Genomic DNA, 1,412 nt, shown 5'->3' with positions numbered 1-1,412 from the left:
TTTTCTAAATGGCGTATGTCGCCATGAACTTATATCAATATATAAAAATGGCTCACTTATTTTTCTAAATGGCGTATGTCGCCATGAACTAGCAAGCAACTGCCCTGCTGTTGCTACTGGCTTTCTAAATGGCGTATGTCGCCATGAACAAAGCATGGGGAGTCGAGAAACATTTTCGAGATTTCTAAATGGCGTATGTCGCCATGAACTTGGTAGATCATCCATTCCTTGCCGTCTTGAATTTCTAAATGGCGTATGTCGCCATGAACATCTTCTGAATAACCGATTCATCGCGCTCAATTTTCTAAATGGCGTATGTCGCCATGAACTCATCAAACTCGCATCGAGGTAGGATTTCACGTTTCTAAATGGCGTATGTCGCCATGAACTATCCAAGTTGAAAAGTTAAGAGTTTGAGGGTTTTCTAAATGGCGTATGTCGCCATGAACTCAAAGGTTTTTCCCCAGTGCCGCGTGCCTGTTTTCTAAATGGCGTATGTCGCCATGAACAATTGCTTGTAAAGCGGTTGCCATCGGAAAAATTTCTAAATGGCGTATGTCGCCATGAACTGGCGCTTTATTAAAAAACGGGTAATGATACGTTTCTAAATGGCGTATGTCGCCATGAACGGTTCTGTGTCCCAATATTGGTACTGTTATGTTTTCTAAATGGCGTATGTCGCCATGAACTTGATGGTGAAATATATGCGGTCTACTTTGAGTTTCTAAATGGCGTATGTCGCCATGAACAAAAACGGACTATTCCTGTCTCATTAACTCTTTTTCTAAATGGCGTATGTCGCCATGAACAACGTAAAAATTATTGAAGATCATCATCACATTTTCTAAATGGCGTATGTCGCCATGAACCAGTAGTCTTATAGTAGATATTGCGTTCTACTTTTCTAAATGGCGTATGTCGCCATGAACTTTCAGGGGGTGTTTCAGGTGCAGGGGTTTCATTTCTAAATGGCGTATGTCGCCATGAACGCTGTTGATATATCCGTCACAAATTATATTCATTTCTAAATGGCGTATGTCGCCATGAACAACGTGCCGTCTTAGTTGCTGCTCTAGCTGTTTTTCTAAATGGCGTATGTCGCCATGAACTGTTAAATGCACTTCTATGCCCTAAATAGTTTTTTCTAAATGGCGTATGTCGCCATGAACGTAATTGTGCGTTTATTAAATTGGACTTGCATTTTCTAAATGGCGTATGTCGCCATGAACCTATACGTTCGATCGTTGGCTTGGCGATCCGTTTTCTAAATGGCGTATGTCGCCATGAACATCGGTGTAATCACTCGGTAGTGATTCGTAAGTTTCTAAATGGCGTATGTCGCCATGAACAAAGGACAATCAGAAGCTTGATTACATTGTGCTTTCTAAATGGCGTATGTCGCCATGAACTAT

1 CRISPR repeat array is annotated in these 1,412 nt (G+C 41.3%).

Features of this window, described 5'->3' with window-relative positions:
* Position 1: 1 nt before the first annotated feature.
* Positions 2-1,409: a CRISPR direct-repeat array (repeat unit 28 nt; unit sequence TTTCTAAATGGCGTATGTCGCCATGAAC).
* Between the last annotated feature and the right edge of the window lie 3 nt (positions 1,410-1,412).

Origin of the sequence: Acinetobacter sp. CIP 102637 (genome assembly GCF_000368425.1) — a bacterium.
In the GTDB taxonomy this organism is placed as follows: domain Bacteria; phylum Pseudomonadota; class Gammaproteobacteria; order Pseudomonadales; family Moraxellaceae; genus Acinetobacter; species Acinetobacter parvus.
This window is presented reverse-complemented; position numbering and strand designations above follow the sequence as displayed.